The sequence below is a fragment of the Paraglaciecola sp. L1A13 genome (genome assembly GCF_009796745.1).
GTDB lineage: Bacteria > Pseudomonadota > Gammaproteobacteria > Enterobacterales > Alteromonadaceae > Paraglaciecola.
This window is the reverse complement of record NZ_CP047024.1, coordinates 4,543,316-4,564,296: the sequence shown is the minus strand read 5'-3', so window position 1 is coordinate 4,564,296 and position 20,981 is coordinate 4,543,316. Positions and strand designations below refer to the sequence as shown.

The window sequence follows — 20,981 nt, the reverse complement described above, 5'->3', positions numbered from 1 at the left end:
AAACTGACGTTATTTTAAGGACCAATTATGAATCTAATATCAAAAACATGTGTAGTGGTGAGTCTGTCAATGACCGCCATCCTATCAACTAACGTTTTCGCTGGCGACATTGCAGCTGGTAAATCTAAAGCGGCGACGTGTGTGGCATGTCATGGCGCTAACGGAATATCGCAAATTCCTATGTATCCGAATCTAGCAGGGCAAAAAGAGCAATATTTATCGATTCAACTAAAAGCGTTTCGCTCAGGCGAACGTAAAAATATGATTATGGCACCTATGGTTGCGGGTTTAAGTGATACCGATATCGATAATTTAGCGGCATATTTTTCTAGCTTGGACCCATCTGGAAAATAGTACAAGCTTTTGTTTTTAAAGTGAATTATCAAAGAGCTGGATGATGCGATATCTTCAGCTCTTTTTCTTTTAAGGTATCAACTAAGATAGCTTCGTATGCGCACATATTCATAAATTTGATGAGCCAGTTTCATGTTTTGCGCGTAGCTTACTTAATTATATAACTAATTAAACTAAGGCTCCTTTATGATCATACTCCACCATCTAAATAATTCCCGTTCTCAGCGTATTCTATGGATGTTAGAGGAGCTGGGGGTTGAATATGAGATTCAACGCTACCAACGTGATGGGCAGACTAATTTGGCTCCAGAGTCGTTGAAAAAAATTCACCCGTTGGGGAAATCCCCAGTGATCACTGATGGTGAAGTGACGGTCGCTGAATCTGGAGCAATTATTGACTATTTAGCCCGCAAATACAGTGATAAAGCACTGATCCCGCAAGCTGATACTGAAGCGTATCGTCAATATACTTATTGGTTACATTTTGCCGAAGGTACATTGATGCCTCCCATGGTCGCGAAGCTGGTGTTTGATAAAGTACGTCAAAACGCCAAGCCGTTCTTCGTCAAAATGGTGGCTAATAAAATTGCGGATAAGGTAATGGATGGCTATTTTGGCTTAAACCTTGTTGCCAACCTTAAATATGTTGAGCAGCACTTGGCTGATAATAAGTGGTTTGCCGGTGAAGCGTTATCAGGTGCAGATATACAAATGAGTTTTCCGCTAGAAGCGATGGCATCACGCAATATTTCTGGGGAGTATCCAAATATCGACGCGTATGTAAGACGTATTCATGCCCGTCCTGCTTATCAACAGGGGCTATCACGTGGTGGGCAATACGACTACGCTTAATTAAAAATTCTGCTTAGTGTTACACATAACTGAATAGCCCAATTAAATGGGCTATTCTTCTGAATCAATATCTATTCCCATTTCTTGCATGATACGCAAGGCATCACTAGGAATACGATTGTCGTTGTCTTTTTGCAAGTCGTTATCGTTTGGCAAAGGCTGCCCAGTGAAAGCATGCAAAAATGCTTCACACAATAATTCTGAATTCGTCGCGTGACGAAGATTGTTTACTTGTCTGCGGGTTCGCTCATCCGTTAATACCTTAAGCACTTTAAGAGGAATCGAGACAGTGACTTTCTTCACTTGCTCGCTCTTCTTTCCATGTTCAGCATAGGGATGAATGTATTTCCCGTTCCATTTAGTCGTTTTGGCCATCGGTTACTCGTTTTTTTCTTTCTTATAAGGGGAAATTCTAACCATTAAACAATAAAGGTCAACGATAGACTGCTAAACATCTTGACGGCTTTACGTACAAAGTTTAGTTTAGACGTCTAAACGTCCAGATAATTACGGAGCTTTCCATGGTCTCTTATGCACAAGGTATCGATGCCCTCAACCAATCACTGTCAGAAGTGAAAGGGATCAATGTATCATTTGAATTTTTTCCACCGAAAACAGAAACGATGGAACAAACATTGTGGAAATCGGTTGAACGATTGGCCCCGTTAAAACCCAAATATATGTCGGTCACTTACGGTGCGAATAGCGGTGAACGTGATCGTACCCATGAAATTGTTAAACGCATTCAAAGTGAAACTGGTATTGCAGCAGCTCCGCATTTAACGTGCGTTGATGCAAGTCGCGAAGAATTGAAACAAATCGCCAAAGACTACTGGGCTAGCGGTATTCGTAAAATTGTAGCCTTACGCGGCGATTTGCCAGAAGGATATACCGAACATGTATCCTATGCATCCGATTTAGTGGCCTTGCTCCGGGATGTGGCTGATTTTGATATTGCTGTTGCCGCTTATCCAGAAAAGCATCCAGAAGCACCAAACAGCCAGTTTGATTTGTTAAACCTAAAGCGCAAAGCAGAAGCAGGAGCGAATCAGGCAATTAGTCAGTTCTTTTTTGACGCTGAGGTATTTTTACGTTTTAGAGACAGAGCCGCAGCGGCTGGTATCGACATGGACATAGTGCCTGGCATTCTGCCTGTTACCAACTATAACACTTTGCAGCGTTTTGCCGGTTTTACCAATGTGCATGTGCCCAGTTGGCTTCACAAAATGTATGACGGCTTAGATTCAGATGATCAAACTACGCGTAATTTGATGGGGGCGAGTATCGCTATGGATATGGTCAAAGTATTGGCTAAAGAAGGCATTCGAGATTTTCATTTTTACACATTGAACCGTTGTGAATTAAGTTATGCTATTTGCCATATGTTAGGTGTTAGAGCAGACTAGGGCACTTACTCTTAGCTTGTTAATAAAGGAAAAATATGCAGCCCAAGGTTTTCTTATCGGGTCTATTCGAGCGCTGGTTGCCTAGAGCAAACATATTTGCGCGAATGTTTATTCGCGGTTGTCAGGACGACGGGATTACCGTGTCTGCAGGGCACTTGGCCTATGTCTCTTTATTATCCTTAGTACCCTTTATTATGGTGTTTTTCACTATTTTGTCGGCATTCCCAGCGTTTTCAGAGGTAAGAGGTGAAATAGAAGCGCTGATTTTCGGTAATTTTATTCCCACATCAGGTGATCTGATTCAAGGCTACGTCGCACAGTTTGTAGGTAATGCCTCTAAAATGGGGGCTATCGGTATTTTGTCTTTGGTGGTCGTCGCCTTACTGCTGATTTCAAACATAGATAAAACGTTGAACCGTATCTGGCAGGCAAAAAGTGAGCGACCCATTATCTTTACGCTCGCGGTGTATTGGATGATCCTGACATTGGGGCCTTTGTTAATTGGCCTAAGCGTGATTATGAGCTCCTATTTGGTGGCTTTCGCCAACTCAGCTGAGGCTTACACTATGGGGGCTACTACGGCTATGCTTAAAATCGTGCCGTTCATAGCCTCAGTATGCGCTTTTTTCATTTTATATATGATTGTACCTAACAAGCGTATAAATCCTCGTCACGCCATCGTGGGGGCGTTTGTTGGGGCATTATTATTTGAGTTGTCTAAGAAGGGTTTCTCGTTTTACATTACCCACTTCCCGTCTTACCAAATGATTTATGGTGCGATGGCAGTGATCCCAATTCTGTTTGTATGGGTTTATTTATCGTGGATAGTAGTACTACTTGGGGCTGAATTAACCCACGTAATCGAAGTGTTTTTCCATGAAGAGTCTGAAGAAAGCTTTACGCCAGTCGACGAGGGCAAACCCTAGTCGACAGCGTATTCACTTTTTATGTATTTCGGCGTTAGTCTCGCATGCTGGATATAAACGCATTCGATTCTTTAATGGCATTATTCATTTCAGCAATTAACTGATTAATATCATTTTTAACACCGTTAAATTCACTTTGTAGCGCGCCTATGGCCGTCGCATTCAAATTATGTTTTAAATACAAGACGTTATCTTGTAACGCAGATAAAACAGGATCCATTTTAGCTTCTGCTTTACGCATGCTTTTCACCAAGCTTTGATAGCGGCGTTGGGTATCTTTCAACTTACTCGCGCTTTCTCGGCGCAGGCCAGGATTTGTATATTTATCTAATTCAGTCTCCCATTCATCAAACAATGCATCAGCTAAGCTTTCAACTTTATTGATACGCTTTGTAACCTCAGCAGCAGCTTGGTTACTCTCTTCATATTGATTTTTTAGCTCTTCGTATACATCCTGTAATTCGCCGCCATCGTAATTCATTAAATGGGTAAACTGCTCTAATGCGTCACTAAATTGTTGTTGGGCATCTTCTTGTGATTCTTTAGCATCCTCAACACGGTCGACCATAATATCGCGCTTTTCAACACCGACTTTTTCCCATGCTGCATAGTAAGCACTCTGACAACCAGTCAGTAGCGTGAACAGAAATATTGTAGGAATAATTTTCTTCATGAAATCCTCTTTTGAAATGTTTATCCGCGGTACTTTGCCGCATCGATAATTGACCATACCTGAAATATAAAACCGAAAACCGCCATAAAAAATAAAATGCCGGTGGCGGCCAATGCATAGTTTGTCCACACTAAAACGAAAAAAATCAATGCAGCTAAAATTCGTCCTTGGACCAACTGCCCTAATCCTGGAATAAACAGGTTACATATTGCTGCAATTACATTTCCGCCTGAACCTTGTCCTGCCATCTGTTGCCCCTAAGTTATTAATTCATTATTGTAGTTACACTTTATCAAATTATTGCGATCGGGTGGAAGAAACAATGTCAAAGTGGTTGTTCTTATGAGTGAACTCTATCCTGCGATTAAGCCTTTTTCTAGCGAGATGTTCCCCGTGGATAACGGTCATTCGCTGTATCTAGAGCAAAGTGGCAATCCTAAAGGGATACCTGTGCTGTTTTTGCATGGAGGCCCAGGGGCGGGTCTTTTTAGCAATTATCGGCGTTTTTTTGATCCTCAGAAATACTGGATCATTGGTTTTGACCAAAGGGGCAGCGGTCAATCAACTCCATTTGGTAGTATAGAATGCAATACCACCCAAGAATTACTCAATGATATCAAACAAATAAGAGAGTATCTGGGCGTTGAACAGTGGGTATTGTTTGGCGGTTCCTGGGGGGCTACATTAGCGCTTTTAGCTGCTATCGATAGTCCTGATACCGTAGCAGGCTTAGTGCTTAGAGGAAGTTTCCTGGCACGTCGCGAAGATTTTGATTGGTACCTTGATGAAAAAGGCGGTGCCGCGCAGCTATTCCCTGATTACTATGCAGAATTTGTGCTGCCCGCAGGCGGGGCACTCACGACTCATACGCTGGTGGAAGCCTACTACAACCTTTTCACTGGTAGTGATGAAGTTCATAAGATGGCGGCAATCAAAGCGTGGTGTCTATGGGAGGCAAGAATTAGTCGTCTGCATTGTAAAATGCAAGATGATGAGCTGGTTCCGGATGTGCATCGAGGTATAAGCTTGGCGATATTAGAATGCCACTATATTAAATATCAGTGTTTTATTGAGCCTAATTATATTTTAGATAACATTCGTAAAATCAATCATATACCAGCCACGATTATTCATGGTCGATACGATTGCGTATGTAAAATACAAGGGGCATATGCACTTAATAAAGCATGGTCCGCCAGTCAGTTAACCATAGTGCCTGAGTCTGGTCACAGTGCGAATGAGCCTAAAATAACTGCGGCACTATGTTTGGCCGCAACTGCCATGGCGAATTTTATCAAGGAAAATAAATGATTGGCTTGATACAAAGGGTTAGCGAAGCAAAGGTGATGATCGACACTGAGGTAGCAGGAAAGATTGATAGAGGCATATTATTGCTTCTTGGCGTAGAAAAAGATGACGATGAAGCAAAGGCAAAAAAATTGTTTGAACGCGTGTTGAATTATCGGATTTTCAGTGATCAAGACGGTAAAATGAACCTTAATCTCAAACAAGTTGGTGGGGGATTATTAGTGGTATCCCAGTTTACTTTGGTGGCCCAAACCAATAAAGGCAATCGGCCTGGTTTTTCCCAAGGCGCATCTCCAGAGTTGGGAGAGGCTCTTTATAATTATTTTGTAAAATTAGGCGAAAGCAGCGAAGTATGCTGCCAAACTGGTAAATTTGGCGCTAATATGCAAGTTAGTTTGGTAAATGATGGACCCGTTACTTTTAGTTTGCAGGTCTAATAGCCATTTGCTCAAGAGCTGGTAATGATATTTAATGCTGTGCTAGCCGATTCGATATAGCTACAGGTTAGCGATATTTCCACAAGGATAAATGCATCGTAATGTATAAAATTGAAACCCCTGAAACTGAAGCTGATTTTGACGCTTACTTTGATTTTCGTTGGGAAATGCTCCGGAAGCCTTGGAATTACCCGCAAGGTTCGGAGAAAGATGAGTACGAACAGGTCAGTGAACATCGCATGATCCGTAACAATAAAGGTGACGTGATCGCCATTGGTCGTGTGCATATGAACAACTCAGAAGAAGCACAAATTCGACATATCGCCGTAGCAAATGAAGCCCAAGGCAGGGGCTTAGCAAAAATGATTATGTCTTCTCTGGAAGCCGTGGCTCGACAAGAAGGTGCCGTGCGTATGGTGACTAACAGTCGGGAGTTATCTACACCGTTCTTTGAAAGCTGTGGTTTTGAAGTTGAAAAAGAAGCATCCGCTGAATTAGGGAAACTGAAGCGCCAACAAATGGTAAAGCGCCTATTGGAACATAATTCCATACTGTTGCATCCTAAGTGGTGTAAAGAGCTTCAGGATACCTGGCACGATTCAATACCTATCAGCGAACAAATGGGCATTAAGCTTTACCAATACTCAGGTAAAACCCTAGAAAATCGTGCCTCGCTAAATAAAAACATTAATCTACACGGGACTATGTTTGCTGGCAGTATTTTTTCACTCGCGACCTTAACGGGCTGGGGAATGATTTTTTTACAGCTCAAAGAAAAGAACTTAATGGGTGAAATTGTATTGGGTGATGGCAACATTCACTACCATAAACCGATTACCATGCAGCCGCGAGCCTTGTGTCATATAGAAAGCTTAAATGGTAAATTTGATGGATTGTCCAAAGATAAGAAATGTCAGATTAAGCTTAAGGTTGATATTTTAGATGGTGATACTGCCGTTGCCGAATTTAGTGGTGTTTACTGGATTTTACCACTAGAGCCGGAGAAGCAGGATGAGATTGCGCACTAGATGATTGTTCGTGTATGACTAAAAATAAAATAAGTCATGCATCTTAGCGAGTTTCAGACAATAAAAAAGCGCGTTATAAACGCGCTTTTTAAGACTAAGTTACCGAGTTATACCATCGCACTCTGTAATTTTTTCATAGCATTTTTTTCAATTTGACGAACACGCTCTGCAGATACTTGGTATTTGTCTGCTAGATCTTGCAGCGTTGTCTTATCATCACTTAACCAACGGGTTTGGATAATGTGCTGACTACGCTCGTCAAGGGTCTTAATGGCTGAATACAATTTTTGCGAAGCAAGCGCGTCCCAATCAGCATTAACTACATCGGTTTCAACATCTGCGCTTTTGTCCTCTAAGAACTGTACAGGTGCGAAGCTACCGCTTTCGTCGTCATCGGCTGATAAGTCAAAAGACTGATCGTGGCTGCTCATACGAGCTTCCATTTGTAACACTTCTTTTTCACTTACCCCTAGAACGCTTGCCACATTTTGCACTTCCGCATGGGTAAACCAACCTAAGCGCTTCTTATTTTTACGCAGGTTAAAGAAAAGCTTACGTTGTGCTTTGGTCGTAGCAACCTTCACGATGCGCCAGTTACGAAGCACAAACTCGTGAATTTCAGCTTTGATCCAATGTACTGCAAAAGAAACTAATCTTACGCCTACAGTGGGGTCGAAGCGTCTTACCGCTTTCATTAGGCCAATATTACCTTCTTGAATTAAATCTGCTTGAGGAAGGCCATAACCAGAATAAGACCTAGCAATATGCACCACAAAACGTAGGTGCGACATGATTAGCTTTCTTGCTGCTAATAAATCGTCGTCCTGTTGTAAACGTTCTGCTAGACCACGTTCTTCCTCGGCGGTAAGCATATTAATGCTGCTAACGGCCTGAACGTAAGTTTCGATGCTACCGGTCTGTGGAACGGTTAACGTTAATGCACGCATATCTGTTGTCATAATCACCTCGTGTAACGATTTGTCCTAGGATCTATGCAATGACTCTGCCATCCAAGAACTGCTTTGAGTTTAGCTTGCTGTAATAGACCACTCAAAGACGAAAAAATTTCATGTAGCGGTCAATATATTGGTACGATAATATACGAAAATAATATTTAAATGATCAAGATCAATTGAAAAGTTATTAAAGCGCTACATTTGGGGGCTGTTCAAGCTGTTTCAAACATATCGAACAACGAATGATGCCACCATAATAACAGAAGCTATTGTACGCAAGCACTATCTTAGCAATATTAATATCCTATTACATATGATGGTACTTCATAACGTTTTGCCTTATAAATTGATCCATGTTGTTTTATTGATGCAAAAACAACGATGGGCGTTATTTACAAAGTTCAAATTAGTCTGCTAGTCTGCACTTTGTTTGAAAATTAAACGATGGTATAGCTCGAGCCATTTTCAGTTCGTAAGCACCGCTTCAGTGCTATATTTTTAGGTTTAAAAGCTTAAATAAAATGATTTCAAAGGGATGTAAATGTTCGCCTTTATTGCTCGCCAGCCTATTTTAGATCGTCAGCGTGATGTGTTTGCCTATGAATTGCTATTTCGCGATGGCAAAAACAATTGTTATCCAGACGAAGTTAGAGATGAACGCACTGAAAGCTTAATTGCTAAGCACTATCTTACATTGGGCTTAGAAGATATCTCATGTAATAAGAAGTCATTTATTAATTTTCAGAAGGAAACCTTGGTGAAAGGGCTTCCCTCTGTTTTAGACCCTTCAAACGTGGTGGTTGAGTTATCAGATGCGTTATTGCCCCACAGCATGTTGTTGGATGTGTGCCGTCAGGTTAAGAATTCTGGTTTTACTATTGCGCTAGACGATCATAATCTCGATCCTAAATGGAACGAGTTTTTGCCCTATGTGGATATCGTTAAAGTTAATGTGATGCAAGGTGATTATGATGGCGTGGCGAAAAGCATGCCTAGATTATTGGATGCCAATGTAAAACTTGTTGCAGAGCAAATCGATACTCAACAAGACTTCGAGATTTATCGGGATATGGGCTTTGATTATTTTCAAGGATACTTTTTCGCTAAGCCAGAGGCGATAAAACAGCAGAACTTACCCACCTCTAAATTAACGCTAATAGAGTTAATGGGCGCCAGCTCGAGTGAAAAGTTTGATATTGAGCGAGTCAATTCAGTTATTGAGCACGATGTAGGCTTGTCTTATATGCTGCTGCGTTTTGTAAATAATCCAATGGTTAATAAACGCTATAAAATCACTTCTTTACGACATGCTATTACCTACATGGGTGAAGTAGAATTAAAGAAGTTCGTTGCGCTGTTGGCATTAGCAAATTTAAATGATGACAAGCCCATGGAGCTATTACATTTATCTCTCGTTAGAGCGAAATTTTGTGATTTAGTCGCCTGTGAAGCAAAGAAAGGCGACAATCCCCCGGTTGGCTTTTTGGTTGGGTTATTTTCGTTACTTGATGCCGTTCTTGATCAGCATATGGACACGCTGCTTAATCAATTACCTATTGATGATGAAGTGAAGTTTGCGTTAAGTGGTGGACAGAACGATTTGTCTATTTATTTGGTTTTAGCTAGAGCGTTTGAAAGCGCGAACTGGTTAAAGGTTATCCGGATAGCAGGATTACTAAAAATTGACCAAAAACGACTACACAGTATGTTTAACCAAGCGATAGTTTGGGGGAATGGATTACGTCAATCTGTGTCAGCTCACTTTCCAGAAACGCAACCTTAATTACTTGTACTACAAAGGTGACTAAGATTGGGGCGCGCCCCAATCTTAGTCACCTAGCTTATTTAGGTTCAATGGCGCTCACGTGACGCTTAACCGATATAACAGAGCCCGCTAAGCCCAACAATACAGAGGTAGAAAGCATTACCATTAAGGTGTTGAAATCGACGCCGGTTAAATTGAACTGCTTTTGATATAACTCACTTACTGCCGATACGCTGGCGCTCATCCACCAAAGTAAGCAAATAACTGCGAACCAGGCGAGTAAGCCACCGAGTAAACCATACCAAAAGCCCGTGTACATAAATGGCCTTTGAATAAATGCATCTGTTGCACCGACAAGTTTCATCACTAAAATTTCATCTTTCTTGCTTAAAATATTCAATCGTATTGTGTTGCCAATAATCAATACAACGGCTAAAAACAATAACAGCGCAATGACTGTCACTAATTCTTTGGCTACCGTAAGCATAGCGTCTAAGCGCTTTAACCACTGGACATCAAGCTTTCCTATATCGACTTCGCGTTCTTTACGTAATTTCTCAAGGAGCTGACTGGCGGCAGTAGGACCAGAGTATTTCTCAGTAGGCGACACCAGCACCACCGACGGCAAAGGATTCTTATCAAGATAGGCGATGGCATCGCCAAAGCCAGAAAGCGTCTTAAATTCCGTTAAGGCGTCATCTGCGGGAATATAAGTGACCTTGGCTATCTCAGGCCATGAATTTATGCGAGTGAGTAACTGATCGATATGTTGTTTGGACGTTTCTGTCTTTAGAAATAAGGAAATTTCTGATGCTTGCTCCCAACCTGAGCTGACTTGCTCAACGTTCTTTAGCAGAATATACAAGGTGCTTGGCAATGTAATACTCAACCCTAATACACCTATAGTCATAAGCGAGGCTGCTCCAGCGCGCCACATTTCTCCTAAACTGCCCAGGGCTTGACGCACATGGCTAAGAAAAAACATTTGAATACGCTGAACAATTGAGATCTGACTTAGCTGTGCGCCTTGAGCCCGTCCCTTAAATAATAAACTCATTCTTCAAACTCACTTATCATTGCGTGGCCAGAACGATAGAACTCTGTATAGGCTACGACTGGGTTAAAAATCTTGTGAAAGACCATCAGTGATCATCTGGCCACTTTTTAAGGTGAGCGTGCGATATTTCATCCGAGCGATTAAGCCAAGATCATGAGTAGCGATAAATACTGATACCCCTGCTTGATTGAAATCCTCAAACAAGCGGATGATTTCCATCGATAACTTAGGATCTAAGTTTCCCGTAGGCTCATCGGCTAATAGCAATGGTGGTTTATTAACGACGGCTCGGGCGATACCTACCCGTTGTTGTTCACCACCTGAAAGCATAATGGGCAGGTTCTTAACTTTATCCCGTAAGCCAACCATTTCAAGTGCTGCATGCACCCGTTTACTGGTTTCTTTGTGAGAGTATCCTTCGATAATTAAGGGTAGGGCGACGTTATCGAATATGCTTTTATCCATTAACAATTGATGACTTTGAAATATCATGCCAATGTCACGGCGAATATAGGCTATCTGTCGACGACTAATTTCATTTAAATCGTGACCATTAATTAGAACTCGTCCTACGGTCGGTCGCTCCATCAAGCTGATTAATTTCAGCAAGGTACTTTTCCCTGCGCCAGAGTGCCCAGTTAAGAACGCCATCTCTCCAGGCTCAATATGAAAATCGACCTTGCGCAGAGCTTGCTGACCACCTGGGTAGGTCTTACTGACTTGCTGAAATTTAATCATAGGATAACTATTCGCTTAACCGATTATTATCAACTGACGTGCTCTTTGATGTTTTGGTTTCAGTGTTATTTTCAGAAAATAAGGCCTCTACAAATTCATCACTAACGAAAGGACGAAGATCGTCAATACCTTCTCCCACACCAATATAACGAATAGGAATTTTAAACTGATCGGCCAGTGCGAAAATGACGCCGCCTTTCGCAGTGCCATCAAGTTTAGTCAACGTGATACCCGTTAGGCCTACCGCTTGGTTGAATAGCTTCGTTTGGCTTATCGCGTTTTGGCCGGTCGCCGCATCTAACGTTAACATTATCTCATGTGGGGAAGCAGGATTGATCTTGCGCATCACGCGAACCACTTTTTTAAGCTCTTCCATCAAATGATCTTTGTTCTGAAGGCGCCCAGCGGTATCAGCAATAAGCACATCGACGTTACGGGCTTTGGCTGATTCCAGCGCATCGTAAATAACCGAAGCACTGTCTGAGCCCGTTTTTTGCGCTATCACCGGAATATTATTGCGTTCGCCCCACACTTGCAGTTGCTCTACGGCTGCGGCTCTAAAAGTATCACCTGCAGCCAGCATTACTTTTTTGCCTTGAGCCTGAAATTGCTTCGCCATTTTACCTATTGTGGTCGTTTTACCCACCCCATTTACCCCTACCATCAGGATAACAAATGGGCCATCTTCGCTTTTAGGCTCAAGTGGTTGGCTGACTTCTTGTAAAATATTACTCATTTGTTGTTTAAGCAATTGATATAGGGCATCACCATCTTTCAATTGGTTACGCTTAGCGCCGTCTGTGAGCTTGGCAATAATTTTACTGGTGGTATCAATTCCAACATCGGCGATAAGCAGTTGCGTTTCTAGCTCTTCAAATAATTCATCATCAATCGCTTTGCCGCGAAACAAACTAACAAGACCACTTCCCAAACTTTCTTTAGTACGCGAAAGGCTTTGCTTTAATTTGGCAAACAAGCCTATTTTTGCAGGTTTTTCTTGGTTCTTTTCAGGTTCTGGCTTTATCGCCTCGAGCTGAGGCTCTGGATTATCATCAGTCAGAACTGGCGTTTTAACCTCAGGAGCTTGCGCAGCAGCATCTTGCTCAACTTTTGAGACTAATGGTGTTTCGCTAACCTCTGGGCTGACGATTTCTTCATCAGATCTATTTTCTTCATGTAGCGCAATTTCCACCTCGATAGGTGAATGGGGTAGCGATGATGTTTCTACCTCAGTGGCAACCACATCTGAAACAAGAGTACCTTCTTCACTTCCCTGATGCTGAGCACCTTGGTTTGTGGCCGGTTGGTGCTCTACTTGGGCTTCTTGTGGTGCGCTCTTGGAGGGATCTTGCGGCTCTGACTTGGGCTTGTCTTTTTTGAGCCAACCGAAAAACTTGGACATATTGACTAGAAATCCTTGGAAAATCGTTGAGTTAATTGAGTACACTTACGTATGTTTGCAGCAATCATAACATTTCTAATATAAATGAAGCGAGACGTAAAAAAGACTCAAGCCGCCAATGGCGCAATTCGTATCATAAGTGGCCAGTGGCGTGGGCGTAAATTACCGGTCATGGACGTACAAGGGCTGCGTCCTACAACGGATCGTAATAAAGAAACGCTATTTAATTGGCTAATGGCACATACCCAAAATAGCCGTTGTTTAGATGCTTTCGCCGGAAGTGGCGGTTTAGGGTTTGAAGCACTATCCCGCTACGCTAAGCATGTGACGTTTATTGAGCTGGACAAAAAGGTTGCGGCTAATTTGCGCAATAATCTCGCCCACTTAAAAGTGTCAACACTAAGCGCCGAAGTGATATGCGCAGACTCGTTACGTTATCTAGCAAAACTAGAAGATTCATTTGATTTAATTTTTCTCGACCCTCCGTTTAACAAAAACTTGTTACCAGGGGCTATAGAAAAAATTCAACAGCAAGGTCTACTGAATGAAAATGGTTTGATATACATCGAGTGTGAAACACAGAATGCTCAATATATGGTGCCATCAACTTGGCGGTTATTGAAACAGAATCAAAGTAGTCAGGTTACCGCGAGTTTATACCAAGTCGATTAGACGCTAAATCTAACCCCTTTGAGGTTCAATTTGTCAAAGGGATTAGCAGGGCTTTTAACACGCGGGGCTTATTGTTAGGGAGCGATATCAATACCAATGTTGCTCATGCCTTCCCCGATGGCAATTTCACGTAGATCTTTGCACGTTTGGGCGCTTTTAGGGCTGCTTGCTAAGAGCGTTAATAGTTCCTGCTGAGTCTCGATTTCCCATTGCATCAATGGATGTTGCTTTATTTCTTCATCGCTTAGTTCGACTTCAGAGGTCGCTTCAATAAACGCTTCAACGGTACCTTGTGCAAGCTTACTAACCACAACAGCACCTTGTAAATCTTCTTCCATTAACAATAAAATAATAGCGGACATAGACATGGCTGTATCAATAGCTGGGTAAACACCAATACTGTCGAAATCATTTGGATCAGGCACCGCTGATTCAACTTTTTCTAATTGGGCAGCAAAGTTGATTTTAGTTTTAGGGTGTGCCAACCACTCCCAGATAACGTTCAAACTATTGCGATACTGACTCGGGTCGGCGAACTCTGTAGCTTCACAAAATAGTTGGTAATTTGGCAGCATTCGTTCTAGTAATGCTGCTGAGAAAGCCACTGCCTGCCAGCTTTCTAACTCTCTAACCTGTTGAAAAATAGTTAGTTTATTGTCTTTCATTGTTACCCCATTGTTTCGCAATCTACACTAGCGAATAAAATTGTCCGATGCCATCTAATAGCATTTGAATTGAAATCATGATTAGGATCATACCCATTAACCGTTCGATGGCGATGAGTCCTCGTTCGCCGAGTACGCGATGAAATAAGTTGGAAAACATCAAAATAATGGCCGTCACAAACCAAGCAGCGAGAAGTGCAAGAGACCAGTCAAGCATACGGCTATGGTCTTGATTAGCTAATAAGATCAGCGCAGCAAGAATAGACGGTCCGGCAATCATAGGAATGGCTAGCGGAACAATAAAGGGCTCTTCACCTGCAGGTAAACCCGTAACACCGCCAGGTTGTGGAAAAATCATTTTAAGTGCAATCAAAAATAAAATAATGCCGCCAGCAATGCTTACTGTTTCTTGCTTCACACTGAGAAAATCTAATACCGCTTGACCACTAAATAAAAAGCCCATCATGATGATCAGCGAAAATAACAACTCTCGAATCAATACGACACGACGACGCTTTGGTTCAATGGATTTCAATACTGACATGAATACAGGCAAATTGCCTAAGGGGTCCATGATCAAAAATAATGTAATGGCCGCTGACCAAGTATCCATAGTGTTACTCTGATGGTGGCTGAATGTTGAATATAATATGGTTGTCAGTGTATAACATCTGGTAGGCACAACCCATCTGATTGAAACATTTATCTATTTTTTATTTTGTGGCTTAAAAAAACATTTGGGTAAATTATTTGCTATGGTTGATTGAGTGTCATTTACTGAACGACAGTGCGTTTGCCATTGCTGGCATTTTAATTTAACAAGGAGCAAAAAATGAGTGTGATGACAGTTGACGAGGTCGCTACATTTTTGGGTATTGAAGCCATTAGAGTGGAGCGATTAGAACGTGAACGCCTGCTAATTGCCACTGAAAAGAACGAGCAGGGCAAACCTATTTTTAATTCTGCAGATGTTGAAAAGTACAAAGTGCTCGCTGAGCGATTAGGTGGCTTATAACAAACATAAATCCTGCTGCACACTTTCGTAAGGTATAAACCTAGGGCCGGTTTTAATGGCGCCTAGGTAAAACATAGAAACGTGTGTGTTTTATAGAGATATTCGCTAATGTATTATTCTTCTAACAACGCTTTAGCGATGGTGCGAATTCCCATGGCGGATGCGCCAGCAGGTGAATAAGCATCAGCACTGTCATTAAATGCTGCCGCTAGATCCATATGCAACCAACCTTGACCATCATTCCCTACAAAACGTGACAAGAAACCCGCAGCATTCGATGCTCCACCTGCACCACCACCTTTTTGTACCCGACTGTTCGCCGTATCCGCGTAATTAGAAGGACATTTTTCTTGATGCCATGTTTCTAGCGGTAATGGCCACGCAGGTTCATTTTCGTCTGTTGCGTAACCTAGCATACGTTGCATAAGGTTTTTGTCTAATGCAAAAAATGCGTTGTAATCTCGACCTAGCGCCACACTTGCAGCGCCTGTCAGTGTCGCCGCATTGATGATTAAAGGTGCCTGAGTTTCAGTTGCTGCAATTAAACCATCCGCCAATACTAAACGGCCTTCGGCATCAGTATTGACTATCTCTACTGTGGTACCATTTTTATAGGTGATAATATCCCCTAGTTTGTATGCATGACCGCTAATCAAATTCTCAGCACAGCATAAGTAGAGTTTTACGCGCTTATTCAAGCCTTGCATAATCGCCAAACCAAGACCGCCAGTCACCATGGCCGCCCCGCCCATATCACATTTCATATGCAGCATGCCTTCACTACTTTTAATGCTATAACCACCGCTATCAAATGTAATGCCTTTACCCACTAACGCTGCACTCACTGGTGCGAGCGGATCGCCTGTTGGGTTATAATCCACTTCCAACATCACAGGAGGGCGTGCACTGCCGCGACCTACGTTGTAAAGGCCGTGCCATTGCTGTTCAACTAATTCTTCACCGGTCCATTGCTTCGCACTGACGTAGCTAGGGCTTAAGCTGGTTAACCACTCAGTGCTGCTGCTAGCCAACTTTTCGGGGGATAAATCCTCAGGTGTGGCGTTGGTTTGATTACGGGTGAAAACCAATGCTTGATAGCGCTGCGTTAACGTATTGCTATTATCGTCGTCAGCCCATTGAATACGATGTTGTTTTTTTGTGTTGCTGAAACTGCAGGCAAATGCCCATTGTTGTTCGATATGCCATTTGCCGCATAAAGTAACGAAATCTAACGTCAAACCGTCTAGAATGCGGGCAGCACGGCGAATGATTCGATGTTGAGGATCATCAGATAACAGGTGGATTGTAGCGCTTTCATTGTCGAACGACAGCAAAGCATTCTTGCCCCAATGAGCAGGTGCGGCTGAAGTAGACAGTTGAATAGAAAGTCGAGACATAAAACACTCCTAAGAGAAAGTAAGCCAATATCATAGCAATTTTGTGACGATTAACAGTATGGTGATAAATGCAATTTAATAACAGTTTGATTGAAGGCGTATTAATAAAACGTTACAAACGGTTCTTAACAGACGTGACATTGTTAAATGGTGAAGAGGTAATAGCGCATTGTCCTAACACGGGCGCCATGACCGGCTGCGCTGAGCATAATATGCAAGTTTGGTTATCACCAAGTAATAATCCAAAACGAAAACTAAACTATACTTGGGAGATAGGGGTAACGGCAAAAGGACATTGGATTGGTATTAATACTAATAATGCCAATAAAGTCGTTGGTGAAGCTTTGCAGCGTGAACGGGTCGCCGAACTTGTTGGGTATGATAACATTCGACCTGAAGTTCGTTTTGGCCATGAAAACAGCCGTATCGACTTCTTACTTACCGGGGTGGGACAAAAAGATTGTTACCTTGAAGTGAAGTCAGTGACGTTACTTGAATCGGGTCAGGGATATTTTCCTGATGCCAAGACTGTGCGTGGTCAGAAACATTTGCGTGAATTAGCTGCTATGGTGGAACAAGGTAATCGTGCTGTTTTACTGTTTTGTGTTCAGCACACGGGTATCGATAGTGTCAAAGTCGCGGAGCATATTGATCCTAAATACGCAGAATGCTTCAAACAGGCTATTGCTGCAGGAGTCGAAATTTTGGCATACTCGTGTGTCATCGACGAACAAAATATTACGCTAAATCAACGGCTCTGTGTAATCGACTGAAAATAAAAGTTGATTTTTTCGCCGACATCGCCATATTGCCCGTCGGAAATTGGTTTTTAGCAAGTACAGTAGGTCAGTGCGCAAAATTGCCAGCGGTATTTCTTTCTGTTATACATATCCGCTTGCACAAAATCGTCCTGTGCTCGTAGTTAAGGAGAATTGGCTGATGCCAACAGGAAACACCATGAAAACACTCGGATTATTAGCCTTAGCTGGACTTACTCCCTATCAGGAGAAAGCAGGCGAGGAATACATGAATGACAAACAAATGGAGCATTTCCGTTTGTTGTTAAAAGCATGGCGCGACCAGTTACGTCAAGAAGTAGATCGCACAGTTCATCATATGCAAGATGAAGCGGCAAACTTTCCTGATCCTGTCGACAGGGCAGCTCAGGAAGAAGAGTTCAGTATTGAACTTCGAACACGTGACCGTGAACGTAAATTGATTAAAAAAATCGAAAAAACCCTTAAGCGTATTGAAGAAGATGATTTCGGCTTCTGTGATACCTGTGGTATTGAAATTGGTGTGAGACGTTTAGAAGCGCGCCCCACTGCTGATTTATGTATCGATTGCAAAACATTAGCTGAAATAAAAGAAAAGCAGCTTCAAGGGTAACTCCTCGAATTGCTAAAAAAGCTGCTCAATGCAGCTTTTTTTGTGCATATGAATTAATGAAACTGCCTTTCGCTGAAAATAGCGCCAATCAAAATGAGCGCTATGTGGGGCGGTTTGCACCGTCTCCCTCCGGACCTCTGCATTTAGGTTCTTTAGTGGCCGCACTGGGCAGTTATTTGCGTGCCCGTCAAATGGGTGGCAAGTGGTTACTGCGCATTGAAGACATTGACCCGCCCCGAGAACAAAAGGGCGCGGACACGCTTATTAAAAATACGTTGGAGCAGCATGGGCTTTATTGGGATGATAAGGTCATTTACCAGCACGATAGCCACCAGTACTATGAACAAGCATTAAGCGCATTATTTAACAATGGCCATAGTTACTATTGTCAATGTACGCGAAAGCAGCGTTTAGCTAATCCTAAGGGTCAACCCTGTCCATGTTCAGAATTAACTCTTGCTTCTCAGGGCTGCGCCGCAGTATTGCGCAATACTGTCGGTGTTAGGGAAATGATCGATATAGCGTTAGGGCCAATTGTTTTTAACGATGAGGTGAACGAAGACTTCATTCTGCGTCGAAAAGACGGTTTATATGCATATCAACTTGCCGTTGTGGTGGACGATATTCACGCTGGGATCACCGAAGTAGTGCGAGGTGCAGACATTTTGCCTGCTACAGCCTTTCAGTTAGCGTTGTATAGGATTTTCAAGCTACCTGCGCCGATTTATATGCATCTGCCATTAGTGTTAGGCGAGAATGGCCAAAAATTAAGTAAACAGAATCACGCGCCGGCATTGATAAATGAACGTGCTGCGAGTAATTTATGTTCCGCTTTGGGTATTCTTGGTTTAAATGTGCCGCATAACATGACTAATGCCACTGTAGAAGAAATACTGCGCTGGGCACAAAGCAACTGGAACGAAGCGCTAATTGCCAATAGGGCGAATGCGTTTGACAATAGAATTGACGCGCCAGACAGTATATGATCGCACGCGTCAAAATCCCCAGTATGGGTATTCCTTAATCATGGAGCTGAACTTATTATTTCTCGCGTAATCAACAAGGTTAAAGAGGCGTTTAAAAGCACGCCGAGCACGGCTAAAACCACTCTTGTTGCCAATATTATTCCTCGTGCTGAACATCCGGTATCACGCAGTGATATCAGTGATAATGCGCTAAAGGTTCTATATCGACTGCATAACAATGGCTACCAAGCTTATTTGGTTGGTGGGTGTGTACGTGACATCTTATTGGGTAAGAAACCCAAAGACTTTGATGTGACAACCAACGCAACGCCTGAGCAGGTCAAGGAGTTGTTCAGGAATTGCAGACTAATTGGACGCAGATTCCGGCTTGCTCACGTGGTTTTCGGTCGTGAAATTATTGAGGTGGCGACTTTTCGTGGTCATCATCCTAGCCAAGATGATAACGCTGAAGAGCAACATTTAAGTAAACAAAGCGATCATGGTCAGTTATTACGCGATAACGTCTTTGGCAGTATTGAAGAAGATGCTGAGCGCCGAGATTTCACCGTTAATGCCATGTATTATAATATTGCGGATTTCAGTATCCACGATTTTGCTCAAGGCATGCAGGCCATCAAAAACCGCGAAATAAGTATGATCGGTGACCCTGCAACACGCTATCGTGAAGACCCAGTTCGTATGTTACGGGCCGTACGTTTTGCCGTTAAGCTAGGGATGAAAATCAGCCCTGAGACAGCGAAACCAATGTATGAACTTGCGCCTTTAATGGCAAATATTCCGCCTGCTCGTTTGTTTGAAGAAGTATTAAAATTATTATTATCAGGACAAGGCTTAGAAACATACAAGTTGTTGAATGAATTTAATTTGTTTGAACAATTGTTCCCACAATTAGGGCCTTTGCTGAAGACACAAAACAGCCGCGAATTAGCCTTTATTGAACAAGTGCTGATGAATACCGACAACCGAATCAATTCAGATATGAAAGTGACACCTGCTTTCATCTTTGCAGCTTTGTTGTGGTATCCCCTAGAAGAGCGTTGTCAGCAACATATGGTTGAAGGCGGCTTGAATCATTTTGATGCCTTTAATTTAGCCTTGAGCGATGTACTACATCGCCAAATTCAGCGCATTATGATCCCTAAACGCTTTACCATTACCGTACGTGAGATTTGGCAACTTCAACAGCGCCTACCAAAACGTTACGGACGTAGAGCGTTACAAATGCTTGAACATCCGAAGTTTAGGGCAGCCTACGATTTCTTATTGATCCGTGCGCAGATAGAAGGTGGAGAGTTATTAACGCTTGCTCAGTGGTGGACTGATTTTCAAGATGTTGACCCCGAAGAACGTCAAACTATGATGAAAGCTTTACGTGATAAAGAAGGTGGCGGCCCTAAGCGTAGAAGTCGTTATCGAGGCAAGAAGAAAGCCACGCAATGAGCCGTGTATTCGTTGGGCTAGGTAGTAACCTAGCCGAGCCAGAACAACAAATATCGAACGCCTTGCAAGCAATAGAGGCGATTATTGATACGCATATATCGGCAACATCGAGTTTGTATGTTAGCCGTCCTATGGGTCCGCAGGATCAGCCTAGCTATGTTAATGCCGTGGTCGAGTTGCAAACTGACTTACCTCCTGTAAAATTTCTTCACTGCTTACAAAAAATTGAATTAGACCACGGGCGAGAGCGTAAAGCTGAACGTTGGGGGCCCCGTACTTTGGATCTGGATATCCTACTTTTTTCAGATCAAGTTATTGATTCAAAAGAACTTACTGTTCCGCATTATGGAATGAAGCAAAGAGAATTTGTTTTGTATCCCTTACATGAAATCGCTTCAGATCTAACCTTGCCTTGTGGTACAAAATTGACCTCTATGCTCAATAATTGCCCATTAAATGGGTTGGAAAAATTACCGTATAAATGAGTGTGATAGAAATCCGTTAAAAAATCCGTA

25 protein-coding genes are annotated in these 20,981 nt (G+C 42.4%); 15 read left to right on the top strand and 10 right to left on the bottom strand.

Translation table 11 applies throughout. From position 1 onward, the window contains the following. Positions 1 to 27 precede the first annotated feature (27 nt). Positions 28 to 354 (top strand): cytochrome c, encoded by a 327-nt coding sequence (locus tag GQR89_RS19360; RefSeq protein ID WP_158771701.1) that lies wholly within the window; start codon positions 28 to 30, stop codon positions 352 to 354. A 186-nt stretch (positions 355 to 540) separates the two neighbouring features. Beyond that, on the top strand, positions 541 to 1,206 hold the full coding sequence (locus GQR89_RS19355) for a glutathione S-transferase family protein (protein WP_158771699.1): 666 nt from the start codon (positions 541 to 543) through the stop codon (positions 1,204 to 1,206). A 51-nt stretch (positions 1,207 to 1,257) separates the two neighbouring features. Here the strand turns inward: GQR89_RS19355 and metJ are convergent, their stop codons facing one another. After that, positions 1,258 to 1,581: a met regulon transcriptional regulator MetJ gene (gene metJ / locus GQR89_RS19350; protein WP_006992936.1), complete on the bottom strand. Its 324-nt coding sequence runs from the start codon at positions 1,579 to 1,581 to the stop codon at positions 1,258 to 1,260. A gap of 146 nt (positions 1,582 to 1,727) precedes the next feature. Here metJ and metF point away from each other — a divergent pair, with 146 nt between their 5' ends. Together metF and GQR89_RS19340 are read left to right on the top strand one after the other, a co-directional pair. Then, on the top strand, positions 1,728 to 2,612 hold the full coding sequence (gene metF / locus GQR89_RS19345) for a methylenetetrahydrofolate reductase (protein WP_158771696.1): 885 nt from the start codon (positions 1,728 to 1,730) through the stop codon (positions 2,610 to 2,612). 35 nt (positions 2,613 to 2,647) lie between these two features. Continuing rightward, positions 2,648 to 3,538, top strand: a complete 891-nt coding sequence (locus tag GQR89_RS19340) for a virulence factor BrkB family protein (RefSeq protein ID WP_158771694.1) — start codon at positions 2,648 to 2,650, stop codon at positions 3,536 to 3,538. 34 nt (positions 3,539 to 3,572) lie between these two features. Here GQR89_RS19340 and GQR89_RS19335 read toward each other — a convergent pair whose 3' ends face one another. Together GQR89_RS19335 and GQR89_RS19330 are read right to left on the bottom strand one after the other, a co-directional pair. Then, entirely contained in the window at positions 3,573 to 4,211 is a 639-nt protein-coding gene (locus GQR89_RS19335; RefSeq protein ID WP_158771692.1) for a DUF2959 domain-containing protein, read from the bottom strand. A 20-nt stretch (positions 4,212 to 4,231) separates the two neighbouring features. Then, positions 4,232 to 4,459, bottom strand: a complete 228-nt coding sequence (locus tag GQR89_RS19330) for a hypothetical protein (protein WP_158771690.1) — start codon at positions 4,457 to 4,459, stop codon at positions 4,232 to 4,234. A 94-nt stretch (positions 4,460 to 4,553) separates the two neighbouring features. Here GQR89_RS19330 and pip point away from each other — a divergent pair, with 94 nt between their 5' ends. The 3 genes from pip to GQR89_RS19315 all read left to right on the top strand — a co-directional run bounded on the left by pip (position 4,554) and on the right by GQR89_RS19315 (position 6,984). Further along, positions 4,554 to 5,522 (top strand): prolyl aminopeptidase, encoded by a 969-nt coding sequence (gene pip, locus GQR89_RS19325; protein ID WP_158771688.1) that lies wholly within the window; start codon positions 4,554 to 4,556, stop codon positions 5,520 to 5,522. Then, positions 5,519 to 5,956: a D-aminoacyl-tRNA deacylase gene (gene dtd, locus GQR89_RS19320; protein ID WP_158771686.1), complete on the top strand. Its 438-nt coding sequence runs from the start codon at positions 5,519 to 5,521 to the stop codon at positions 5,954 to 5,956. Before pip ends, dtd begins: the two co-directional genes overlap by 4 nt. A 101-nt stretch (positions 5,957 to 6,057) precedes the next feature. Beyond that, the gene (locus tag GQR89_RS19315) at positions 6,058 to 6,984 is read left to right on the top strand and encodes a bifunctional GNAT family N-acetyltransferase/hotdog fold thioesterase (protein WP_158771684.1); all 927 of its coding nucleotides are present in this window, start codon (positions 6,058 to 6,060) and stop codon (positions 6,982 to 6,984) included. 107 nt (positions 6,985 to 7,091) lie between these two features. On the opposite strand, the gene rpoH is transcribed toward GQR89_RS19315, so the two are convergent. Beyond that, positions 7,092 to 7,943, bottom strand: coding sequence for an RNA polymerase sigma factor RpoH (gene rpoH / locus GQR89_RS19310; protein ID WP_158771682.1), 852 nt, complete (start codon positions 7,941 to 7,943; stop codon positions 7,092 to 7,094). Positions 7,944 to 8,481: 538 nt separating this feature from the next. On the opposite strand from rpoH, the gene GQR89_RS19305 reads away from it, so the two are divergent. Beyond that, the gene (locus GQR89_RS19305; RefSeq protein ID WP_158771681.1) at positions 8,482 to 9,723 is read left to right on the top strand and encodes an EAL and HDOD domain-containing protein; all 1,242 of its coding nucleotides are present in this window, start codon (positions 8,482 to 8,484) and stop codon (positions 9,721 to 9,723) included. Between the two features lie 58 nt (positions 9,724 to 9,781). Here GQR89_RS19305 and ftsX read toward each other — a convergent pair whose 3' ends face one another. The 3 genes from ftsX to ftsY all read right to left on the bottom strand — a co-directional run bounded on the left by ftsX (position 9,782) and on the right by ftsY (position 12,902). Continuing rightward, entirely contained in the window at positions 9,782 to 10,762 is a 981-nt protein-coding gene (gene ftsX / locus GQR89_RS19300) for a permease-like cell division protein FtsX (RefSeq protein ID WP_158771679.1), read from the bottom strand. A 63-nt stretch (positions 10,763 to 10,825) separates the two neighbouring features. Beyond that, entirely contained in the window at positions 10,826 to 11,500 is a 675-nt protein-coding gene (ftsE, locus tag GQR89_RS19295) for a cell division ATP-binding protein FtsE (protein WP_158771677.1), read from the bottom strand. Positions 11,501 to 11,507: 7 nt separating this feature from the next. Next, positions 11,508 to 12,902 carry a signal recognition particle-docking protein FtsY gene (gene ftsY, locus GQR89_RS19290; protein WP_158771674.1) on the bottom strand — a complete coding sequence of 465 codons (1,395 nt, stop codon included), beginning with the start codon at positions 12,900 to 12,902 and terminating at the stop codon, positions 11,508 to 11,510. A gap of 84 nt (positions 12,903 to 12,986) precedes the next feature. On the opposite strand from ftsY, the gene rsmD reads away from it, so the two are divergent. Continuing rightward, entirely contained in the window at positions 12,987 to 13,574 is a 588-nt protein-coding gene (rsmD, locus tag GQR89_RS19285; RefSeq protein ID WP_158771672.1) for a 16S rRNA (guanine(966)-N(2))-methyltransferase RsmD, read from the top strand. Positions 13,575 to 13,648: 74 nt separating this feature from the next. On the opposite strand, the gene GQR89_RS19280 is transcribed toward rsmD, so the two are convergent. Continuing rightward, complete coding sequence (locus GQR89_RS19280) at positions 13,649 to 14,239, bottom strand: YjaG family protein (RefSeq protein WP_158771670.1); 591 nt, start codon at positions 14,237 to 14,239, stop codon at positions 13,649 to 13,651. Positions 14,240 to 14,261: 22 nt separating this feature from the next. Further along, positions 14,262 to 14,852, bottom strand: a complete 591-nt coding sequence (locus GQR89_RS19275) for a YhgN family NAAT transporter (RefSeq protein ID WP_158771668.1) — start codon at positions 14,850 to 14,852, stop codon at positions 14,262 to 14,264. 219 nt (positions 14,853 to 15,071) lie between these two features. Here GQR89_RS19275 and GQR89_RS19270 point away from each other — a divergent pair, with 219 nt between their 5' ends. Next, positions 15,072 to 15,254, top strand: coding sequence for a helix-turn-helix domain-containing protein (locus tag GQR89_RS19270; protein WP_158771666.1), 183 nt, complete (start codon positions 15,072 to 15,074; stop codon positions 15,252 to 15,254). Positions 15,255 to 15,367: 113 nt separating this feature from the next. Here GQR89_RS19270 and pepB read toward each other — a convergent pair whose 3' ends face one another. Beyond that, positions 15,368 to 16,651 carry an aminopeptidase PepB gene (gene pepB / locus GQR89_RS19265; protein ID WP_158771664.1) on the bottom strand — a complete coding sequence of 428 codons (1,284 nt, stop codon included), beginning with the start codon at positions 16,649 to 16,651 and terminating at the stop codon, positions 15,368 to 15,370. Positions 16,652 to 16,719: 68 nt separating this feature from the next. On the opposite strand from pepB, the gene sfsA reads away from it, so the two are divergent. The 5 genes from sfsA to folK all read left to right on the top strand — a co-directional run bounded on the left by sfsA (position 16,720) and on the right by folK (position 20,951). Further along, a complete protein-coding gene (gene sfsA, locus GQR89_RS19260) occupies positions 16,720 to 17,424 on the top strand; it encodes a DNA/RNA nuclease SfsA (RefSeq protein ID WP_158771661.1) in 705 nt (234 codons plus the stop codon). Between the two features lie 166 nt (positions 17,425 to 17,590). Next, a complete protein-coding gene (gene dksA, locus GQR89_RS19255; protein ID WP_007104228.1) occupies positions 17,591 to 18,040 on the top strand; it encodes an RNA polymerase-binding protein DksA in 450 nt (149 codons plus the stop codon). A gap of 56 nt (positions 18,041 to 18,096) precedes the next feature. After that, positions 18,097 to 19,026, top strand: a complete 930-nt coding sequence (gene gluQRS, locus GQR89_RS19250; protein WP_158771659.1) for a tRNA glutamyl-Q(34) synthetase GluQRS — start codon at positions 18,097 to 18,099, stop codon at positions 19,024 to 19,026. 138 nt (positions 19,027 to 19,164) lie between these two features. Beyond that, a complete protein-coding gene (gene pcnB, locus GQR89_RS19245; protein WP_158772331.1) occupies positions 19,165 to 20,466 on the top strand; it encodes a polynucleotide adenylyltransferase PcnB in 1,302 nt (433 codons plus the stop codon). After that, on the top strand, positions 20,463 to 20,951 hold the full coding sequence (folK, locus tag GQR89_RS19240; RefSeq protein WP_158771657.1) for a 2-amino-4-hydroxy-6-hydroxymethyldihydropteridine diphosphokinase: 489 nt from the start codon (positions 20,463 to 20,465) through the stop codon (positions 20,949 to 20,951). Before pcnB ends, folK begins: the two co-directional genes overlap by 4 nt. Positions 20,952 to 20,981: the final 30 nt, after the last annotated feature.